A 17050-nucleotide genomic window follows, 5' to 3' on the forward strand; every position below is an offset into this window, starting at 1 on the left:
CCGCCTTCAGTCCCCCACCTTGGTGAACACCTGCCCGCCCGAGAGCTGGTAGGCGGCGTTGTCCACCTGCAGGCTGCGCTCGCTGGTGATGTCGAAACGCTGGTGGAGCTCGGGCGTGTCGCCGTTCAGGATGGGCGTGGAGACGGCCATGGAGCGCAGCGCCAGCGTGCCGGCGCTGGTGTTCACTTCCAGCCGTGCGGCCCCCTGGTAGCCCCGCAGCGCAGGCGATGTGCCGGCGGCCGTCGGGGCCTGGTAGACCCGGGCGGGAAACGCCAGGCGCACCCGGGTGTCCAGGGCCTGCACGTCGAGCACGGGGCGCGTGCTGTCGAGCGTGGTGATGCTGCCACGGCCACCCAGCTTCCCGGCCGCCAGCCGCCGGCCCTGCGCCGGGTTGCGCACGTCAAACAGCGCAAGCTGGATGCCCTCGGCCGTGCCGCCGAGCGTGCTGTCCTTGCCCACGCCCAGCAGCAGCCCGCCGGGCAGCGGGACCAGGTGGTCCGCATGGCCGCCAGCCGCCAGCTCGCCCGCCACCGTGGGGTTCGCCGGGCTGGCCAGGTCGAGCACCCACACGGGCTCGGCCGCGGCGAAGGTGGTGGCATAGGCCCGTGGGCCCGCGAAGAACACGGTGTCCACCTGCTGGTCGCCGCGTGCCGTGCGCGGCTTGAGGGCCAGCTTGGCCTGCACGCTCAGGCGGCTGTCGCTGCCGCTGTCGCGCAGCACCGTCAGCAGCGCGGGCGAGGCCTGCTGCGCCTGGATGGTCACCGGCGGCATGCCGCTTTGGCCCGCCGCGCCCGTGAAGGTCAGCACGCGCAGGTCGTTCTGGTGCTCGTTCAGGCGCGACGGCATGCGGCGCAGGTCCCAGCCCAGGTGGCCGTCCACGCTGCCCGATGCGTCATAGTCCACCTGCGCGCCCCGGAAGGTGAACTTGTGGATGTCGGTGCGGCTGCCCGCCGGGAACACGGTGTTGATCACGTCGCCGCCATAGCGGTACTGGCGCGAGCTGGCCACGTACACGCTGCGCGCGCCCAGGTGCACCGCCTCGCTGCCCCCCGCGAAGCACCGGCTCGTGCGCGCCAGGTTCGATGACACCAGGTCGATGGCCGTGATGGAAGTGAGCTGCAGCGACAGCGAGGCATTGCCCGTCTGCACCAGGCAGTCGGCTTCGTTCACCAGCGGCTGGGGCTGGCCGCCGTCCACGCGCAGGGTCGGAATCAGCGCGGCGGTGTTCAGGTCCTTGAGCGCGGCCTCCACGGCCGATGCCGAAGCCCCGGCAGGCACGTTGAAGCGCAGAAGGTCGGGCGACCAGGTGGTGACCAGGTACAGCGTGTTGCCAATCAGGCGGCTGCCCACCAGCAGCCCGTCGATGCGCATCTGCTTGAGCTGCATCGGGGCCGCGTCCTTGCCGACCGAGAACAGGTCCAGCGACAGCATGCGGCTGTATTCGGGCATCACGGTGATGCCCGCGTCCGCCGCCACGATGGGCTGCCGATCGGCATACGGGTCCTGCTGGGACAACACGGCGGCACGCGTGCCGCCGCCCGCCACGTACAGGCCATAGGGGATGAACTTCGCGTCCAGCGTGACGCGGCCCACGTTGCTCAGGCTGCCATCGGCCGCGCGGGCCAGGGCCGAGAAACGCGGAGGTTCGCGGCCCGCGTCCGTGGCGTAGGCCCGGTGCAGGCCGTAGAGCATGCCGCCCTCGGCCTTGATGAGGCCGTCTTCCTCCACCGCAGGCCCGGCCAGCGGCACGCCCGTGTTGGCGACCACGCTGCCCGCGGCGCTCAGCGCCCCCACGGTGGGCACGGTGATGGCCGTGCCGCTGTAGCCCAGCGCGGCCCGCTGGGCGATCTTGGCCTTGAAGTACGCCACCAGATCGCCAGAGCGCGTGACCTGCAGCCGCGCCTCGTTGGGCGTGAGCGGCCCGCCGCCATCCCCGCTGCCCCCGCCGCACCCGGACACGAATGCGGCCGTTGCCACGGCCAGCCAGGCGGGCGGCACGCCCGCGACCTTCTTCATCAACCCTCGGTATGCCATTCGATTTTTCTCCCTGTGGATGGATCTGGGCCCCGGGCGCCTTCGCCACCGGCCTCGATTTGGATAAGTGGGATAATATCCCACAAAATTTCCATCGGTCAACCGTATGACAATGGCCACCCGCCCCTGACACGCCCCGCGCCCACACCCGCATGCCTTCCCGCTCCGCCATCGTCCTGGCTTCCGCCCTGCATGTGCTGCGCCCTCTGGCGCGGTTGCTGCTGCGCAATGGCGTGGCCTACCCGGCCTTCGCGGCGGCCATGAAGAAGGTGTTCCTGGAGGCCGCCCAGGACGAACTGCAGGGCACGGGCAAGAAGGCCACCGACAGCGCCCTGAGCCTGATGTCCGGCGTGCACCGGCGCGACGTGCGCAACCTGGGCCGCCTGGCCGAGCCCGCAGCCGAGGACGGGCCCGCCGAGACCCCCCTCAGCATGGCCAGCCAGGTCGCGGCGCGCTGGCTGAGCCAGGCCGATTGCCTGGACGACGAAGGCCAGCCCCGCGCGCTACCCCGCAGCAGCAGCAGCAATGGCGATGCGCCCCACTTCGATGCGCTGGTGGCCGGCATCAGCAGCGACGTGCGGCCCCGTGCCGTGCTCGACGAGCTGGTGCGGCTGGGCATGGCCGAGGAAAGCGGGGACGGGCAGGTCCGGCTGCTGGCGGCGGGCTTCGTGCCGCGCCAGGGCTTCGCGGAAATGGCGCGGCTGATGCAGGACAACCTGCACGACCACCTGGCCGCCGCCAGCCTGAACCTGCAAGGCGGGCACAACTACCTGGAGCAGGCCGTCTTCGTGGACCAGCTCAGCGAGGAGTCCGCCCAGCGCCTGCATGCGGTGGCGGCCAGGGCATGGCGCCAGGCGTTCAAGACGGTGATGACCGAGGCCCAGGCCCGCTACGACCACGACCAGCACAACACCCCGCCCGGCGAGCGCAACCGGCGCGCCCGCTTTGGCAGCTACTTCTATGCCGCAGACAAAGATGAACGTCCTTCCTGAACGCCTGGCCCGCGGGGCCAGACTGCTCACACTGGCCACCTTGCTGGCCCTGGCCGCCTGCGGCCCCGGCACGGGCGGAACCGGCACGGGGCCCATCAGCGGGGTGCTCAACTTCTCGGGCTCGGGTTTCTCGGCGGGCGTGCCCTGTCCCACCTGCGGCCAGGTCAATCTGCGGCTGGAGGATGAGCTGGTCGAGCTGACCGTCACCTGCCGGCGCTTCATCCACACCGGCCCCTGGGAGATCGACGCCCAGGGCCTGGCCGTGCTGGAAGGCACCCTGGAGACCACGGGTTTCGACAATGGCCTGGCGCTGACGGGCACCGTGCCCGCGGTCCTGCGGCTGCAGTTCAGCGAAACGCGGGCTGACAACAGCCGGGAGGTGGCCGCCACGGTGCGCGACGCCCATGGCAACCACCTGGTGGAGCCGCTGACGCTGGAGCAGCGCCCGGCCGCCGCCTCGCCCGAGGCGTGCACCGCCGGCAGCTAGGGGCCGGGCGGGCGGCGGGGGGCGGTGCGGATGGCGGCACAGGCCGGGCGAACGGCCGGCGCAGCCCGCCTTCCGTCATCACATCCGCCCGCACGCACGCGCGCCGGATAGTTGGACTTCGGCCGCAGCCACGCGAAGTACGGGGTTCAAGGGAAGGGGATTGCCCGGGCCGCACGGAGCCTGGCGCGCGGGGCACCTGCCCGCGGCGTCGCACAGGCCCTGGGCACGAACATGGAGCGGGCGCCACGCAGCACACCGCAGGGATGGCCGGCGTGCGCCATGCCACCGGCCCCGCGGCCCCGCCTGAAGGAGAAGGCGAGGAAAAAAGCGGGGCGGAAAGGAAGGCTACCGGGCGCTGCCGGCCACCATCATGGGGCGGCTGCTGCGGCACCAGATCGGTGCCAGGTGGCCGATCTGGATGGTCAGCTCGTTGCCCTTGCCCAGCACGGTCGTCGGGCCATTGCTGTAGGCGTACCCCGTCTCGGCCACCTGTTTGGGCAGATCGACCGTCCAGCCACTGCGCAGCAGCACACCCATGCCCTGTTCGGGATAGAACTGCATCTCCACCTTTTCGCCGTTACCGCACGCGAACTGCATGCTGCTGCGGTCCACCGGCTCACTGAAAGCCTGCAGGGCGGGCGGCTGGCTGGCACAGCCCGTCAGCATCAGGGTCGCCAGCGCACCTGAACTCAGCAAAACCATCTTCTTCATCGGTCACTCCTGACGTCGCGGTGCACCTTGCAGCCCACCCGACAACTTCCAACGTCCAACGGCTCGAGGCCCCCTGGCCCCATAAGCACGAACCTTGCCACTACCACCCACTGCCTGCGCCATCCTGCTTGCGAGAGACCGAAACCAGCGACTTCAGAACCATGACCCACACCGGCGCAAGGCATGCCCACAAGAGTGCCTCAGGCCCCCTGGCCCGTCATTGGGGTGATCCCCACATCGAGAGCCTCCTCTAAAGTCTGTCCCGCCCCTGTGGCGCCCTCGTGACGGACCCCAAAGCCCCTTCGCGGGGTGCCATTGAAGCCATGCAGCGGCGCAATGCGCTGCGCAGCACCCGATTGAGAGCACATTTCGCCAAAGATGCGGGGTGGCCGACACGCCGCGCTGGCCGCCGGCAGGGGGTCGGGACATACCCTAGGCGCCCCTTCGCGCGGCGCCCTCGCAGCCGCCCGGCTTGTCCGCCAGCGACAGCCAGGGCGCCGCCGTGCAGTTACCCTCGGTGGGCAGCGCGCCCTTTGCCTGGTTGAACCGCAGTCCGGGGCGCCGCGCACTACAGGAGATCCATCACCGTGCAGGCGCCCCCTTCCCCCACGCCCTCCCCGCTTCTGGCGCCCCGCGCCGCCTGGGCCATGCTGCTCGCGCTGGTCTCCGGCTTCGCGCTGAGCCAGGCGTTTCGCACCATCACCGCCATCATGGCCACCGGGCTGCGCGCGGAGTTCGGCCTCTCGGCCGAGGCATTGGGGGTCTTCGCGGGGGCGTTTGCCTTCGCCTTCGGCACCATGCAGCTCTTCATGGGCATCGGCATCGACCTGTACGGCGTGCGGCGCACGCTGCTGGTGGCGTTTCCGCTCGCCATCGCGGGCTCGCTGCTCTCGGCGCTGGCCCCGAGCTACGGCGGCGTGTTGCTGGGCCAGGTGCTCATCGGCGTGGGCTGCGCGCCCGCGTTTCTGGTCTGCACGGTGTTCATCGCGCGCTACTTCCCCGCCAGCCGCTTCGCGATGGTGTCGGGCGTGGCCATGGGCGTGGGCGGGCTGGGCATGCTGTTCACGGGCACGCCGCTGGCCTGGCTGGTGCAGCAGTCGTCCTGGCGCATGGGCTTCGCCGTGCTGGCGGGCCTGGCCGCGCTGGCCTGGCTGCTGATCTTCTGGAGAGTGCATGAACCCACCCACCCCGTTCACGCCGCGCAGGCCCCGCAGCCGCGCGAGTCGGTGGGTGATGCGGTGCGCGGCTTCGGCGCCCTGTTCCTGCTGCCGCACACGGCCGGGATCATGCTGCTGGCGCTGATGACGTATGCGTCGTTCCTCACGCTGCGCGGGCTGTGGCTGGGGCCGCTGTTGATCGAGCGGCACGGCTATTCGCTTGTGGCCAGCGGCAACGTGGCCATGCTGTCGTCGCTGGTGTCGCTGTTCACCCCGGCCTATTTCGGCCGGCTGGACCCGGGCCCCGCGCGGCGCAGGCGCTGGCTGGCGGGCTTTACCGTGCTGCTCGCCGGGCTGTTCGCCGCCATCGGCTTCCTGCACGCCGAGTGGCTGGACGTGGGCGGCTCCATCGCCGTGGGCCTGCTGTCGGGCTACATGGTGCTGCAGTACGCGGACGTGCGCTCGTCCTACCCGGCGGCCATGACGGGGCGTGCCATGGCGGTGTTCACCATGGCGCTGTTCCTGGGCGTGGCGCTGATGCAGTGGGTGACGGGCCTGGCCGCCTCGCAGGCGGCCGCGCGGGGCGCGGACCCGTACGTGGCCGTGATGCTCACCATCGCCGGCATGCTGGCCGCGGGCGTGCTCGCCTTCAGGTTGCTGCCCGCACCGGCTCCCGCGCATTGACGCGGCCGCGGCCGGGCGGGCAGGCCGCCAGGCCCGCGCCCTCCACGCGCCACCACTGGAGCACGCCGAACAGCAGCTCGAACGCAGTGAAGCCCAGCACGATGGCGCTGGCCCCATGGGCCACGGCATAGATCTGCCATGCCGCGAACAGGAAACGGGCCACGCCATCGAGCCGCCCCAGCAGCAGCGAAGGCGCCGCGATGCGCGCCGCCGACCACACGACCACCACCGACCCCAGGAGGTTGGCCAGCAGCATGTGGGTGGTATCAAGCGGGTGCAGCGTGCCTGGCAGGGCCAGCGCCTGGGCGACAAGCCCCAGCTGCGCGTAGAGCCAGGCAAAGGTCCAGGGCAGCGCGAACGGCCAGGTCACGAGCAGGTCGTACCAGCCGCTGGCACGCACGACGCGCAGGTAGCGGGATTCGGAAAAGGCTGGGAACGTGGCAGCGAAAGTGGCCATGGCGGTGCGGTCATCGAAGTGAAAGAGGCCCCTAGCTTCAGGCCTGAAGTACGCTTCAGGGTCAAGCACTTTTTTGGGGCATCCGCATGGACCTTCTTCAGCTGGCCGACCTGCAGCCTGCCAACATACGCCAGATCTGGGCGCTCGCGGGCGGCGCGCCGGGCCCCGCGTTGGCGGGCACCGTGGCGTGGTCGTTCGAGGGCAACGGCATCCGCACGCGCACCACGTTCATCCAGGCGTTCCGGCAGCTGGGCCTGGCGTTCACCGAGCTTCCCCATCTGCTCAAGACCGGGGAGCGGCCCGAGGACCTGGCCGGCTACCTGGACCCGTTCTACGCGCTGTACGTGGTGCGCGAGTCCGACCACCCCCGGCTCTCGGCCTTCGCGGCGGCGTCGCGCCGGCCCGTGATCAATGCGATGTCGGCCCAGGGCCACCCCTGCGAGGTGCTGACCGACGCGTACTACGTCGACAGCCGGATCAAGCCGCTGCGGGAAGCACGCGTGTGCCTGTGGGGGCCCAGCACCAACGTGTTCCGCTCATGGCACGAACTGGCACGGGTGATGGGGTTCGGGCTGGTGCAGGTGTGCGACCGGCGCTTTCACGAGGCGCTGCCGAACGTGCAATTCGTGGAACCGTCCGCGCTGCCGGACGCGGTGGATGTGGTGGTCACCGACAGCTGGCCCGCCAGCGCCGAGGCCGGCGCCACCACGCAGGCCGACCTGGCGCCGTTGACCGAAGAGCATCTGGCCGCGATGGGCCACCCCGCCCTGCTGCCCACGCCGCCTTTCACCCCGGGCCGCGAGCTGGCGGTGGACCCGCTGGCCTACCCCGGCTTCGTGGGCTACGCACAAAAGGAACTGCTGCTGCCGGTACAGGCTGCCATCCTGCGCTGGGTGCTGGCATCGGAAAAAAGGGCCGGCACCGGGGACGCCCATGCGGATCGGTGAGCTCGCCGCCGCCTCGGGACTGAGCCGCGAGGCGCTGCGCTTTTATGAGCAGCAAGGGCTGATCCGCTCGCGCAGGCTGGCCAACGGCTACCGCGACTACCCACCCGAAGCGGTGATGCTGGTGCAGTACATCCGCATGGCGCAGCAGCTGGGCTTCACGCTGGCGGAGATTGGCGACCGGCTGCCCGGCATCTGGGACACGCCCGACCCCGCGCCCGCGCTGGCGCAGGTGCTGGCCACCAAACTGCAGGAGATCGACACGCGCATCGCCGCGCTGCAGGCGTTGCGCCAGACGCTGGCCGAACGCGTGGCCACCGACTGCCCGCTGCGCGCGGCGCAGGCTGGCTGAGGCCCGCTCCGCTTCAGAACTTTCAGCAAAAAGAGGCTCTTGCGCTTATCCATAAAGCGTTACAAGCTATTGAATTGATAGCACCAAGGCAGTGATTGCAGTGGCGCCACCGGCACGGCAGGGCCGTTCCAGCCACCGCAGCGGCGGCTGGAACGCGCTCACGCAATGGACCCAGGCACCGTGTGCAGCAGCACCGGGTGGTTGCCGTAGGCGTCCACGCTCTCGATCTGCACGCCAAAACCCCACAGGCGCGCCACGTGCCTGAGCACCTCCTGCGTGTCGTCGCCCAGCGGGCGGCCCTGGTACTGGGTATGGCGCAGGGTCAGGCTGCGGTCACCGCGCAGGTTCACGTTCCACACCTGGATGTTGGGCTCGCGCGTGCCCAGGTCGTATTGCTGCGAGAGCATCTGGCGCAGGCCGCGGTAGCCGTTCTCGTCATGGATCTCGCTGACCACCAGCTCGCGCTCGTTGGCATCGTCGTGCAGGGCGAACAACCGCATCTCGCGCATCAGGTGCGGGCTCAGGTACTGGCCGATGAAGCTCTCGTCCTTGAAGTTGCGCATGGCATGGTCGAGCGTGGGCAGCCACGGGGAGCCCGCGATGTCGGGGAACCAGCGCCGGTCTTCGGCCGTGGGGTTCTGGCAGATGCGCTGGATGTCGCGGTACATGGAAAAACCCAGCGCGTAGGGGTTGATGCCGCTGTAGGCGCGGTGCCCCACGGGGGGCTGGAAGATCACGTTGGTGTGCGAGCCCAGCCATTCGATCATCACCCCGTCGCTCAGGTAGCCCTCGTCGTACAGGGTGGTGAGCAGGGTGTAGTGCCAGAAAGTGGCCCAGCCCTCGTTCATGACCTGGCTCTGCCGCTGGGGGTAGAAATACTGCGCGATCTTGCGCACGATGCGCACGATCTCGCGCTGCCAGGGCTCCAGCAGCGGCGCGTTCTTCTCGATGAAGTACAGGATGTTCTCCTGCGGCTCCTTCGGAAAGCGGTTGTGCTCCTGCGCCGCGCCGTCCTTGCCGGGCCGCGTGGGCAGGGTGCGCCACAGCTCGTTGACCTGCTGCTGCGCGTAGGCCTCGCGCTGCTCGCGCTCCAGGCGCTCGCGTGCCAGGTTCTTCTTGGAGGGACGGCGGTAGCGGTCCACGCCAAAGTTGGCCAGCGCGTGGCACGAATCCAGAAGCCGCTCCACCTCGTCGAAGCCGTAGCGCTCCTCGCACTGGGCCACGTAGTCCTTGGCATACACCAGGTAGTCGATGATGGAGGAGGCGTCCGTCCACATGCGAAACAGGTAGTTGCCCTTGAAGAAGCTGTTGTGCCCGTAGGCCGCATGCGCGATCACCAGCGCCTGCATGGCGGTGGTGTTCTCCTCCATCAGGTAGCTGATGCAGGGGTTGGCGTTGATGACGATCTCGTACGCCAGCCCCATGTGGCCGCGCCGGTAGCGCCGCTCGGTGGCCAGGAACTCCTTGCCGTAGCTCCAGTGGCGGTAGTTCACCGGCATGCCCACGCTGGAGTAGGCGTCCATCATCTGCTCGGCGGTGATGACCTCCAGCTGGTTGGGATAGGTGTCCAGGCCGAAGCGCTCGGCGGTGGCGGCGATCGCGCCGTGGTAGCGCTCGATCAGCTCGAACGTCCAGTCGCCCGGGTCGGGCAGCGGCTGGGCGGGCCGCGCCCCGGCGGGCAGGAGCTGCTCGGGCACGGTGCGGTGGCGGCGCTCGCCAACGAGGGCCGTCTTCCAGGGGTTGTCGCGGATGCGGCGCTCCAGCACCGGGTATTGGGTCATGTTCATACCTGCACCCCCTCGCTCTTGAAGAGGTCGCGGAACACGGGATAGATGTCGCCCGGCTCGGAGACCTTGCGCATGGCGAAATGGGGATGGAGCGCCAGCAGCTGGCTGTATTCGTCCCACAGGTTCTGCTCTTCCTGGGCCACCTGCACATAGGCAAAGTAGCGCACCAGCGGGAGGATCCGCTCCACCAGCAGGCTGCGGCAATTGCCGCTGTCGTTGGTGAAGTTGTCGCCATCGCTGACCTGGGCGGCGTAGATGTTCCAGTCCCCAGCGGGGTAGCGCGCGCGGATGATCTGGTCGAGCAGCACCAGCGCGCTGCTGACCACCGTGCCACCACTCTCGGTGGAGTGGAAGAACTGCTCCTCGCTCACCTCGGTGGCCTGGGTGTGGTGGCGGATGAAGACGATGTCGATCGTCTCGTAGTGCCGCGTGAGGAACAGGTACAGCAGGATGAAGAAGCGCTTGGCCAGGTCCTTGCGGGCCTCGTCCATGGAGCCCGAGACGTCCATCAGGCAGAACATCACCGCCTGGCTGTTGGGCACCGGCACCTGCACTCTGGCCCGAAAACGCAGGTCGATGGGGTCGAGGTACGGAATCCGGTCGATGCGCTGCCGGAGCGTGTCGATGCGGCGCTGCAGCTCGGCCACCGCCTCGCTGGTGCCGTCATCCTGCGCCAGCAGCGCGTCGAGCTGCGCCTGCAGCGCCACAAGCTCGCGGTGTGGCGCCTTGCCCAGCGCGATGCGCCGCCCCAGCGCCCCGCGCATGGTGCGCAGCACCGCCAGGTTGTTGGGAATGCCGTCCTGGCTGTAGCCGGCGCGGCGCGACTTCCATTTCGGGTTCTCGCCGATGTGCGTGCGCAGCAGGCGCGGCAGCGCGAGGTCTTCGAAGAAGAGCTGCATGAACTCTTCCTTGGTCAGCGTGAAGGTGAAGTCGTCCTCTCCCTCCCCGCTGTCGCTGGCCTGCGAGCCGCTGCCGGTGCCCCCCTTGGGCCGCGCGATGCGGTCGCCGCGCACATGCTCCGCATTGCCGGGGTGCACCACGTCGTGGATGCCGCCCTGGCCATGGTGGAACACGGGCTCGCCAATGTCCTTGCGCGGGATGGTGACGCTCTCGGCCTGCTCGATGTCGCGGATGCTGCGCCTGGACACAGCGCGGCGCACGCTGTCCGCGATCTGCTCCTTGAAGCGGCGGACAAAGCGCTCGCGGTTCCCGACCGACTTGTTCTTGCCTGCGAGCCTGCGGTCGATGATTTGCAATGCCATCTGCTTAGCTCCCATGCATGGACAGTCGCCCCGGCGGGACGCGCTGGCAACCCCGATCAACTGCTTTTTCGAACGCGCAGGTACCACTCGCACAACAAACGCACCTGCTTGGGGGTGTAGCCCTTGTCCACCATGCGGGTGACAAAATCCTCGTGCTTGCGCGCCTCCTCGGCACTGGCCTTCGCGTTGAAGCTGATGACGGGCAGCAGCTCCTCGGTGTTGGAGAACATCTTCTTCTCGATCACCAGGCGCAGTTTCTCGTAGCTGGTCCAGCTCGGGTTGTTGCCCTGGTTGTTGGCGCGCGCGCGCAGCACGAAGTTGACGATCTCGTTGCGGAAATCCTTGGGGTTGGCAATGCCCGCGGGCTTCTCGATCTTCTCGAGTTCGGCGTTGAGCGCACTGCGGTCGAACACCTCGCCGGTGTCGGTGTCGCGGTACTCGTTGTCCTGGATCCAGTAGTCGGCGTAGGTGACGTAGCGGTCGAAGATGTTCTGCCCGTACTCGCTGTAGCTCTCCAGGTAGGCTGTCTGTATCTCCTTGCCGATGAACTCGGCATAGCGCGGTGACAGGAACTCCTTGATGTAGCTGGTGTACTTGGTTTCCAGCTCGGAGGGGAACTGCTCGCGCTCGATCTGCTGCTCCAGCACATACATGAGGTGCACCGGGTTGGCCGCCAGCTCGGCGCTGTCGAAGTTGAACACCTTGGACAGGATCTTGAACGCGAAGCGCGTGGAGATCCCGGTCATGCCCTCGTCCACGCCGGCGTAGTCGCGGTACTCCTGGTAGCTCTTGGCGCGCGGGTCGGTGTCCTTCAGGCTCTCGCCGTCATACACCTGCATCTTGCTGAAGATGCTGGAGTTCTCGGGCTCCTTCAGGCGCGTCAAGATGGCGAACTGCGACATCATCTTGAGCGTGCCCGGCGCGCACACGGCGTTGCCCAGCGACGATTCGCGGATCAGCTTCTCGTAGATCCGTATCTCCTCGCTCACGCGCAGGCAGTACGGCACCTTGACGATGTAGATGCGGTCCAGGAAAGCCTCGTTGTTCTTGTTGTTGCGAAAGGCCTTCCACTCGCTCTCGTTGCTGTGGGCCAGCACCACCCCGTCGAACGGGATCGCGCCGAAGCCCTCCGTGCCCTTGTAATTGCCCTCCTGCGTGGCGGTGAGCAGCGGGTGCAGCACCTTGATGGGCGCCTTGAACATCTCCACGAATTCCAGCAGCCCCTGGTTGGCCAGGCACAGGCCGCCGCTGTAGCTGTAGGCGTCGGTGTCGTCCTGGGCAAAGGTCTCGAGCTTGCGGATGTCCACCTTGCCCACCAGGCTGGAGATGTCCTGGTTGTTCTCGTCGCCCGGCTCGGTCTTGGCAATGCCCACCTGCTTCAAGATGCTGGGGTAGCGCTTGACCACGCGGAACTGGCGGATGTCGCCGCCGAACTCGTCGAGCCGCTTGACCGCCCAGGGCGACAGCACGCGCTGCAGGTAGCGCCGGTGAATGCCGAACTGCTCCTCCAGCACCGGGCCGTCCTCCATCGCGTCGAACAGCCCGAGCGGCGACTCGTTCACCGGCGAGCCCTTGATCGCATAGAACGGCACCTTCTGCATCAGGTACTTGAGCCGCTCGGCGATGGAACTCTTGCCCCCGCCCACCGGCCCCAGCAGGTAGAGGATCTGCTTGCGCTCCTCCAGCCCCTGCGCGGCATGGCGAAAGAAGCTCACCACCTGCTCGATGGCATCCTCCATGCCGTAGAACTCGGCGAACGTGGGGTAGCGCTTGATCACCTTGTTGGCGAAGATGCGCGACAGGCGCGGGTCGTTGCGCGTGTCCACCATCTCGGGATCGCCGATGGCGGCCAGCATACGCTGGGCCGCCGTGGCATAGGCCATGGGATCGCGCTTGCACTCGGCGAGGTACTCGTCGATCGACATTTCCTCTTCGCGGCTGCGGGCGTAGCGCGCGGCGAAACTGCTGATGGCATCCATACGACCTCCTGTGGCGGCACCCCTGGCGGGCCCGGGAAGTGCCACGGTGTTGCAGTGGGAATCGCTACTGGCTCATCTCTTTGTAGCACCATGGTCCGCCCTTGAACAGGGTGTTTGTGTGCGCATGCGGTGCTTTTTACATCCATGCCCGCCCATGGATAGAGCAGGCATGCCGCGCAAAGTTCATTGGTGCGAGGGCCCCGCCATCCAGCGCGGCCAGCTATCGCGCAAGGGCATCACAGCGAACTGGCAATGGAGCCATCGCCCCGGTACAGCCAGGGCACGTCCAGCAGCCGTTCGCCCAGCAGGCGCAATGAGAGATCCCGCCCCCAGCGCACGGGGCCCATGGCGTGGAAGATGCGCCCGTTGCGCGTGGAGCGGGCCTGCACGCGCGCATTGCGCTGCCAACGGTTGAGGGCATACCGGGTCAGGCGCAGCGGCACCTCCAGGTCGTGCATGGCCAGCGCGCGCTGCAGCTCCGCCGCGTCCTCGATGGCCATGCCCGCGCCCTGGGCCAGGTAAGGGCGCATGGGGTGGGCGGCATCGCCCAGCAGGGCGACCAGGCCCTGCGCCATGTCGCCCGCGCCACGCACCGGCGGCCGGTCGCACAGCGGCCACAGGCGCCAGCCGCCCGCGCCGCCCTGGTCGCTCACGCTGCGCACCACGTCCTGCAGCGCGGTGCAGGTGCCCTGCAGGGCGTGTTCCAGCCCCGTGGCGTTGGCGGCATGGTCCCAGTTCTCCAGGTCTTGCGGCGCGGGGCCCTGCACGATGACGACGATGTTCTGCAGTTCGCCCCGGCGCACGGGGTACTGCACCGCATGCAGGCGCGGGCCCAGCCAGGCCGTGACCTGCGCGGTGCGCAGCGCGCCGGGCAGTGCGTGCTGCGGCACCAGGGCGCGGTAGGCCAGGTGCCCCGTCACGCGCGGCGCCACCGCGCCCAGCAGCTGCGTGCGGGTGCGGCTCCACAGGCCGTCGGCGCCGATGAGCGCATCGCCTTCCACCTCCTTGCCCCGGCTCGTGCGCACGGTGACGACGCCATCGCCGTCGGCAAAGCCCTCGATCGCGTGCGCGAGGTGCAGCTGCGTGTCGGTGTATTTGGTCAGCGCCGCCAGCAGCAGGCCATGCAGGTCGGCGCGGTGGATGGTGGCGTAGGCGGCGCCGTAGCGCTGCACCGCTGTCGGGCCCAGCGGCAGCACGGCCAGTTCGCGGCCGCTGACGGCATTGCGCACCTGCAGCCGGCTCGGAAACGCCGCCACGGCCTGCAGCGGCTGCTGCAGTCCCCAGGCCTGCAGGCGGCGCACCACGTTGGGCCCGATCTGCACCCCCGCGCCCACCTCGCTGAAGGCTGCGGCGCGCTCGTACAGCCGCACGTCCCAGCCCGCCCGCGATGCGCCCAGCGCCGCTGCCAGCCCCCCAATGCCGCCACCGGCGACCAGTACCTGCTTCTTCATGCACCGATTGTGCCGTGCGGACGCCCGCCGCGGCTTGTCATGGCGCAGGGCCCGCGCGAGGAAGGCAGCGCGCCGTCACAGCGCGGGCCGCAGGGCGCGCTCCAGCACCTCCGCCGGCATGGGGCGGCCAAACAGATAGCCCTGGAAAGCCTGGCAGCCGTGGCGCTGCAGGAACTCCAGCTGCCCCGTGGTCTCCACGCCTTCGGCCACCACGGCCAGGTCCAGGCTGTGCGCCAGGGCCAGGATGGTGCGCACGATGGCCGCGTCGTTGGGGTCGGTCTGCAGGTCGCGCACGAAGCCCTGGTCGATCTTGAGCTGGTCCAGCGGCAGGCGCTTGAGGTAGCTCAGCGACGAGTAGCCCGTGCCGAAGTCATCGAGCGAGAACCCCACGCCGTAGCGCCGCAGGTATTCCATGCGCGAGATCACGTCCTCCACATCCGCCAGCAGCAGGCTTTCGGTCAGTTCCAGCTTCAGGCGCTCGGGGTTGGCGCCGCTCTTGTGCAGGATGCCCAGCATCTGCTCGACGAAATCGGGCTGGCGGAACTGTCGCACGCTCACGTTCACCGACAGAAAGAACTGACGCGTGAGCGAGCTGCGCGACCAGGCCACGAGCTGCGCGCAGGCGGCTTCGAGCACCCAGTGCCCGAGCGGCAGGATCAGCCCCGTCTGTTCGGCCAGCGGAATGAACTCGGCCGGTGATACGAGACCGCGCCGCGGGTGCTTCCAGCGCACCAGGGCCTCCGCGCCCTGCAGGCGGCCCTTGCCGTCCACCACGGGCTGGAAATACAGCACCAGTTCTTTTTCCTGCAGGCCCCGGCGCAGGTCGGCTTCCAGCGCCGAGCGGTTGCTGACGGCGGCCTGCATGTCGGGGTCGAAGAAGCGCTGGGTGTTGCGCCCCGCGGCCTTGGCCTGGTACATGGCCAGGTCGGCGTGCTTGAGCAGTTCGTCCACGCTGCAGGTCTGCTGGCCAAACAGCGCGATGCCGATGCTGGGCGTGCTGTGGTGGCTGGTCTCGCCCAGCGCGTAGGGCTTGCCCAGCGTGGTGGCGATGTGGCTGGCCACCAGGGCGGCCTCGGCGCTGGCATGGGGGCCGTCGGCGCTCAGGCCCTCCACCAGCACCACGAACTCATCGCCGCCGAAGCGCGACACGGTGTCGGCCTCGCGCACGCAGCCCTTCAGGCGCTGGGCCACCTGCAGCAGCAGCTGGTCGCCCGTGTCATGGCCCAGGGTGTCGTTGAGGTCCTTGAAGTTGTCCAGGTCGATGAACAGCAGCGCGCCCTGCGCACCCGACCGGGCGACCACCGCCATCGCGCGCTGCAGGCGGTCCACCAGCATGCGGCGGTTGGGCAGGCCGGTGAGCATGTCGTAGAACGCCAGGCGCTCGATCTGGCTTTCGACCTCCTTGCGCTCGGTGATGTCGCGGCCCACGCCCCGGTAGCCCCACAGCGCGCCCTGTGCATCGAACACGGGCACCCCGCTGACCGAGATCCAGTGCATGCTGCCATCGGGCCGGTGGCGCTGCAGCTCCAGGTCGCGAAACGGCTGCCGGGCCTGCAGCACCGCGCGGTGCGCCGCCCAGTCGGCCTCGGTCATGTTGAGCGCGCCGATCTCCCAGCGGGTGCGGCCCATCACGTTGGACAGGGGGATGCCATTGACGCTGAGATCGCCCGCCAGCTGCACGAAGCGGCCTTCGGCGTCGTGCTCCCAGTACCAGTCGGACGACAGGTCGCTCAGCGAGCGAAAGCGTGCCTCGCTCTCGCGCAGCTCGTTCTCCACGCGCACGTAGTCGCTCACATCGGCGAAGGTGCGCACCAGGCCGCCGTCGGGCAGCTCGGTGGTGCGCACCTCGAAGGTACGGCCATCGCGCGTGGTGCGCCAGTAGACCGACGGGGCGGCGGCGACCGCGCCCCCCGCCACGTAGGCATGCCCGCGCCGGTCCACGAGGCGATGGCCTTCGCCAAAGTCGCCCCGCTCGGCCTGGATGCGGGTCAGGTCGGCCAGGGTGGGCCGCGTGGCCATCAGGGATTCGGGCAGATCCAGCAGCTCGAGCACGCGCTGGTTGTAGACGGTGATGCTCCCATCCGGCGCGGTCTTGAAGATGCCCTGGCTCATGCTGGCAAGCGTGACCTGCAGCGTGGCGCGCTGCTCCTGCAGCAGGGTCAGCGCATCCTGCCAGATGCGGGCGTCCACCATGCGCACGGGCTGGCTCTGCCCCTGGGTCCTGTGCAGCAGCGCGGCCAGCCGGTGCAGCAGCTCGCCCAGGTGGGCCACGCCATCGGCGTCGCGCACCATGTAGTCGCCCAGTCCGCAGCGGAACGCGCGCGCGGCCAGGGCCTCCTGGTGGGCGTCGATGCACATGAGCACGGGGCGCCCGGCGCACAGCTCCAGCACGCCGGGCAGATCCTGCACCGAGGGCTTGAGGCACAGCACCACGGCATCCCAGGCCTGCGAGGCCAGCGGCGCCCGCGCGGTGTCCGGCGTGGGGCTGTTGACCACGCGCCAGCCCGGGTGGTGCGCGGCGATCAGGCGCCGCGCCACCGCGGCATGCTGCGTGTCGCTGTCCACCCAGAGGATGCCTGGCCCGGCCGTCATGGCTTGCGCCCCTCGGCCACGGCCACCACGGGCTGCGCGAACAGGCCCAGCTGGTGCTCGCGCACAAATACGTCGATGGGCACCGGCCGCCCGAAAAGAAACCCCTGGAACCCCTCGCAGCCATGCAGCCGCAGGAACGACAGCTGCCCCGTCGTCTCCAC

Annotated in this window: 13 protein-coding genes; 5 read left to right on the plus strand and 8 right to left on the minus strand. The window is 69.1% G+C overall.

The features are described 5' to 3' along the window. Positions 1 to 6: 6 nt before the first annotated feature. Positions 7 to 2016 carry a beta-propeller domain-containing protein gene (locus AC1RVY_RS24065; protein ID WP_492808605.1) on the minus strand — a complete coding sequence of 670 codons (2010 nt, stop codon included), beginning with the start codon at positions 2014 to 2016 and terminating at the stop codon, positions 7 to 9. Between the two features lie 170 nt (positions 2017 to 2186). Between AC1RVY_RS24065 and AC1RVY_RS24070 the strand changes: the two genes are divergently transcribed. Next, positions 2187 to 3026 carry a DUF6502 family protein gene (locus tag AC1RVY_RS24070; RefSeq protein WP_492808607.1) on the plus strand — a complete coding sequence of 280 codons (840 nt, stop codon included), beginning with the start codon at positions 2187 to 2189 and terminating at the stop codon, positions 3024 to 3026. After that, positions 3010 to 3513 carry a hypothetical protein gene (locus AC1RVY_RS24075; protein ID WP_369641783.1) on the plus strand — a complete coding sequence of 168 codons (504 nt, stop codon included), beginning with the start codon at positions 3010 to 3012 and terminating at the stop codon, positions 3511 to 3513. Before AC1RVY_RS24070 ends, AC1RVY_RS24075 begins: the two co-directional genes overlap by 17 nt. A gap of 345 nt (positions 3514 to 3858) precedes the next feature. Here the strand turns inward: AC1RVY_RS24075 and AC1RVY_RS24080 are convergent, their stop codons facing one another. After that, positions 3859 to 4224 carry an MliC family protein gene (locus tag AC1RVY_RS24080; protein ID WP_218293660.1) on the minus strand — a complete coding sequence of 122 codons (366 nt, stop codon included), beginning with the start codon at positions 4222 to 4224 and terminating at the stop codon, positions 3859 to 3861. 647 nt (positions 4225 to 4871) lie between these two features. Here AC1RVY_RS24080 and AC1RVY_RS24085 point away from each other — a divergent pair. Beyond that, positions 4872 to 6065 (plus strand): MFS transporter, encoded by a 1194-nt coding sequence (locus AC1RVY_RS24085; protein WP_218294418.1) that lies wholly within the window; start codon positions 4872 to 4874, stop codon positions 6063 to 6065. Here the strand turns inward: AC1RVY_RS24085 and AC1RVY_RS24090 are convergent. After that, positions 6031 to 6522, minus strand: coding sequence for a hypothetical protein (locus AC1RVY_RS24090; protein WP_492245828.1), 492 nt, complete (start codon positions 6520 to 6522; stop codon positions 6031 to 6033). The genes AC1RVY_RS24085 and AC1RVY_RS24090 overlap by 35 nt on opposite strands. 86 nt (positions 6523 to 6608) lie before the next feature. Between AC1RVY_RS24090 and AC1RVY_RS24095 the strand changes: the two genes are divergently transcribed. Both AC1RVY_RS24095 and AC1RVY_RS24100 read left to right on the plus strand, forming a co-directional pair. Further along, positions 6609 to 7469, plus strand: a complete 861-nt coding sequence (locus AC1RVY_RS24095) for an ornithine carbamoyltransferase (RefSeq protein WP_492808609.1) — start codon at positions 6609 to 6611, stop codon at positions 7467 to 7469. Beyond that, positions 7456 to 7818, plus strand: coding sequence for a MerR family transcriptional regulator (locus AC1RVY_RS24100; RefSeq protein WP_218341873.1), 363 nt, complete (start codon positions 7456 to 7458; stop codon positions 7816 to 7818). Before AC1RVY_RS24095 ends, AC1RVY_RS24100 begins: the two co-directional genes overlap by 14 nt. A 158-nt stretch (positions 7819 to 7976) precedes the next feature. On the opposite strand, the gene AC1RVY_RS24105 is transcribed toward AC1RVY_RS24100, so the two are convergent. The 5 genes from AC1RVY_RS24105 to AC1RVY_RS24125 form a co-directional block, all read right to left on the minus strand. Next, positions 7977 to 9605, minus strand: a complete 1629-nt coding sequence (locus AC1RVY_RS24105) for a SpoVR family protein (protein ID WP_218293656.1) — start codon at positions 9603 to 9605, stop codon at positions 7977 to 7979. Further along, positions 9602 to 10867 carry a YeaH/YhbH family protein gene (locus tag AC1RVY_RS24110; protein ID WP_492245830.1) on the minus strand — a complete coding sequence of 422 codons (1266 nt, stop codon included), beginning with the start codon at positions 10865 to 10867 and terminating at the stop codon, positions 9602 to 9604. The genes AC1RVY_RS24105 and AC1RVY_RS24110 overlap by 4 nt, the downstream gene beginning before the upstream one ends. Positions 10868 to 10923: 56 nt before the next feature. Next, entirely contained in the window at positions 10924 to 12846 is a 1923-nt protein-coding gene (locus AC1RVY_RS24115; protein WP_218341875.1) for a PrkA family serine protein kinase, read from the minus strand. 236 nt (positions 12847 to 13082) lie between these two features. Next, positions 13083 to 14297, minus strand: a complete 1215-nt coding sequence (locus tag AC1RVY_RS24120) for an FAD-dependent monooxygenase (RefSeq protein ID WP_218293653.1) — start codon at positions 14295 to 14297, stop codon at positions 13083 to 13085. Between the two features lie 75 nt (positions 14298 to 14372). Next, entirely contained in the window at positions 14373 to 16889 is a 2517-nt protein-coding gene (locus AC1RVY_RS24125; RefSeq protein WP_218293652.1) for a putative bifunctional diguanylate cyclase/phosphodiesterase, read from the minus strand. Positions 16890 to 17050 lie beyond the last annotated feature (161 nt).

The organism is Acidovorax sp. GW821-FHT11A03 (assembly GCF_058809075.1).

What these genes read in the sequence shown, in the direction of transcription:
- AC1RVY_RS24065 (WP_492808605.1), bottom strand. Translation starts at nt 2,016, where the DNA reads ATGAAGAAGGTCGCGGGCGTGCCGCCCGCCTGGCTGGCCGTGGCAACG.
- AC1RVY_RS24070 (WP_492808607.1), top strand. Translation starts at nt 2,187, where the DNA reads ATGCCTTCCCGCTCCGCCATCGTCCTGGCTTCCGCCCTGCATGTGCTG.
- AC1RVY_RS24075 (WP_369641783.1), top strand. Translation starts at nt 3,010, where the DNA reads ATGAACGTCCTTCCTGAACGCCTGGCCCGCGGGGCCAGACTGCTCACA.
- AC1RVY_RS24080 (WP_218293660.1), bottom strand. Translation starts at nt 4,224, where the DNA reads ATGAAGAAGATGGTTTTGCTGAGTTCAGGTGCGCTGGCGACCCTGATG.
- AC1RVY_RS24085 (WP_218294418.1), top strand. Translation starts at nt 4,872, where the DNA reads ATGCTGCTCGCGCTGGTCTCCGGCTTCGCGCTGAGCCAGGCGTTTCGC.
- AC1RVY_RS24090 (WP_492245828.1), bottom strand. Translation starts at nt 6,522, where the DNA reads ATGGCCACTTTCGCTGCCACGTTCCCAGCCTTTTCCGAATCCCGCTAC.
- AC1RVY_RS24095 (WP_492808609.1), top strand. Translation starts at nt 6,609, where the DNA reads ATGGACCTTCTTCAGCTGGCCGACCTGCAGCCTGCCAACATACGCCAG.
- AC1RVY_RS24100 (WP_218341873.1), top strand. Translation starts at nt 7,456, where the DNA reads ATGCGGATCGGTGAGCTCGCCGCCGCCTCGGGACTGAGCCGCGAGGCG.
- AC1RVY_RS24105 (WP_218293656.1), bottom strand. Translation starts at nt 9,605, where the DNA reads ATGAACATGACCCAATACCCGGTGCTGGAGCGCCGCATCCGCGACAAC.
- AC1RVY_RS24110 (WP_492245830.1), bottom strand. Translation starts at nt 10,867, where the DNA reads ATGGCATTGCAAATCATCGACCGCAGGCTCGCAGGCAAGAACAAGTCG.
- AC1RVY_RS24115 (WP_218341875.1), bottom strand. Translation starts at nt 12,846, where the DNA reads ATGGATGCCATCAGCAGTTTCGCCGCGCGCTACGCCCGCAGCCGCGAA.
- AC1RVY_RS24120 (WP_218293653.1), bottom strand. Translation starts at nt 14,297, where the DNA reads ATGAAGAAGCAGGTACTGGTCGCCGGTGGCGGCATTGGGGGGCTGGCA.
- AC1RVY_RS24125 (WP_218293652.1), bottom strand. Translation starts at nt 16,889, where the DNA reads ATGACGGCCGGGCCAGGCATCCTCTGGGTGGACAGCGACACGCAGCAT.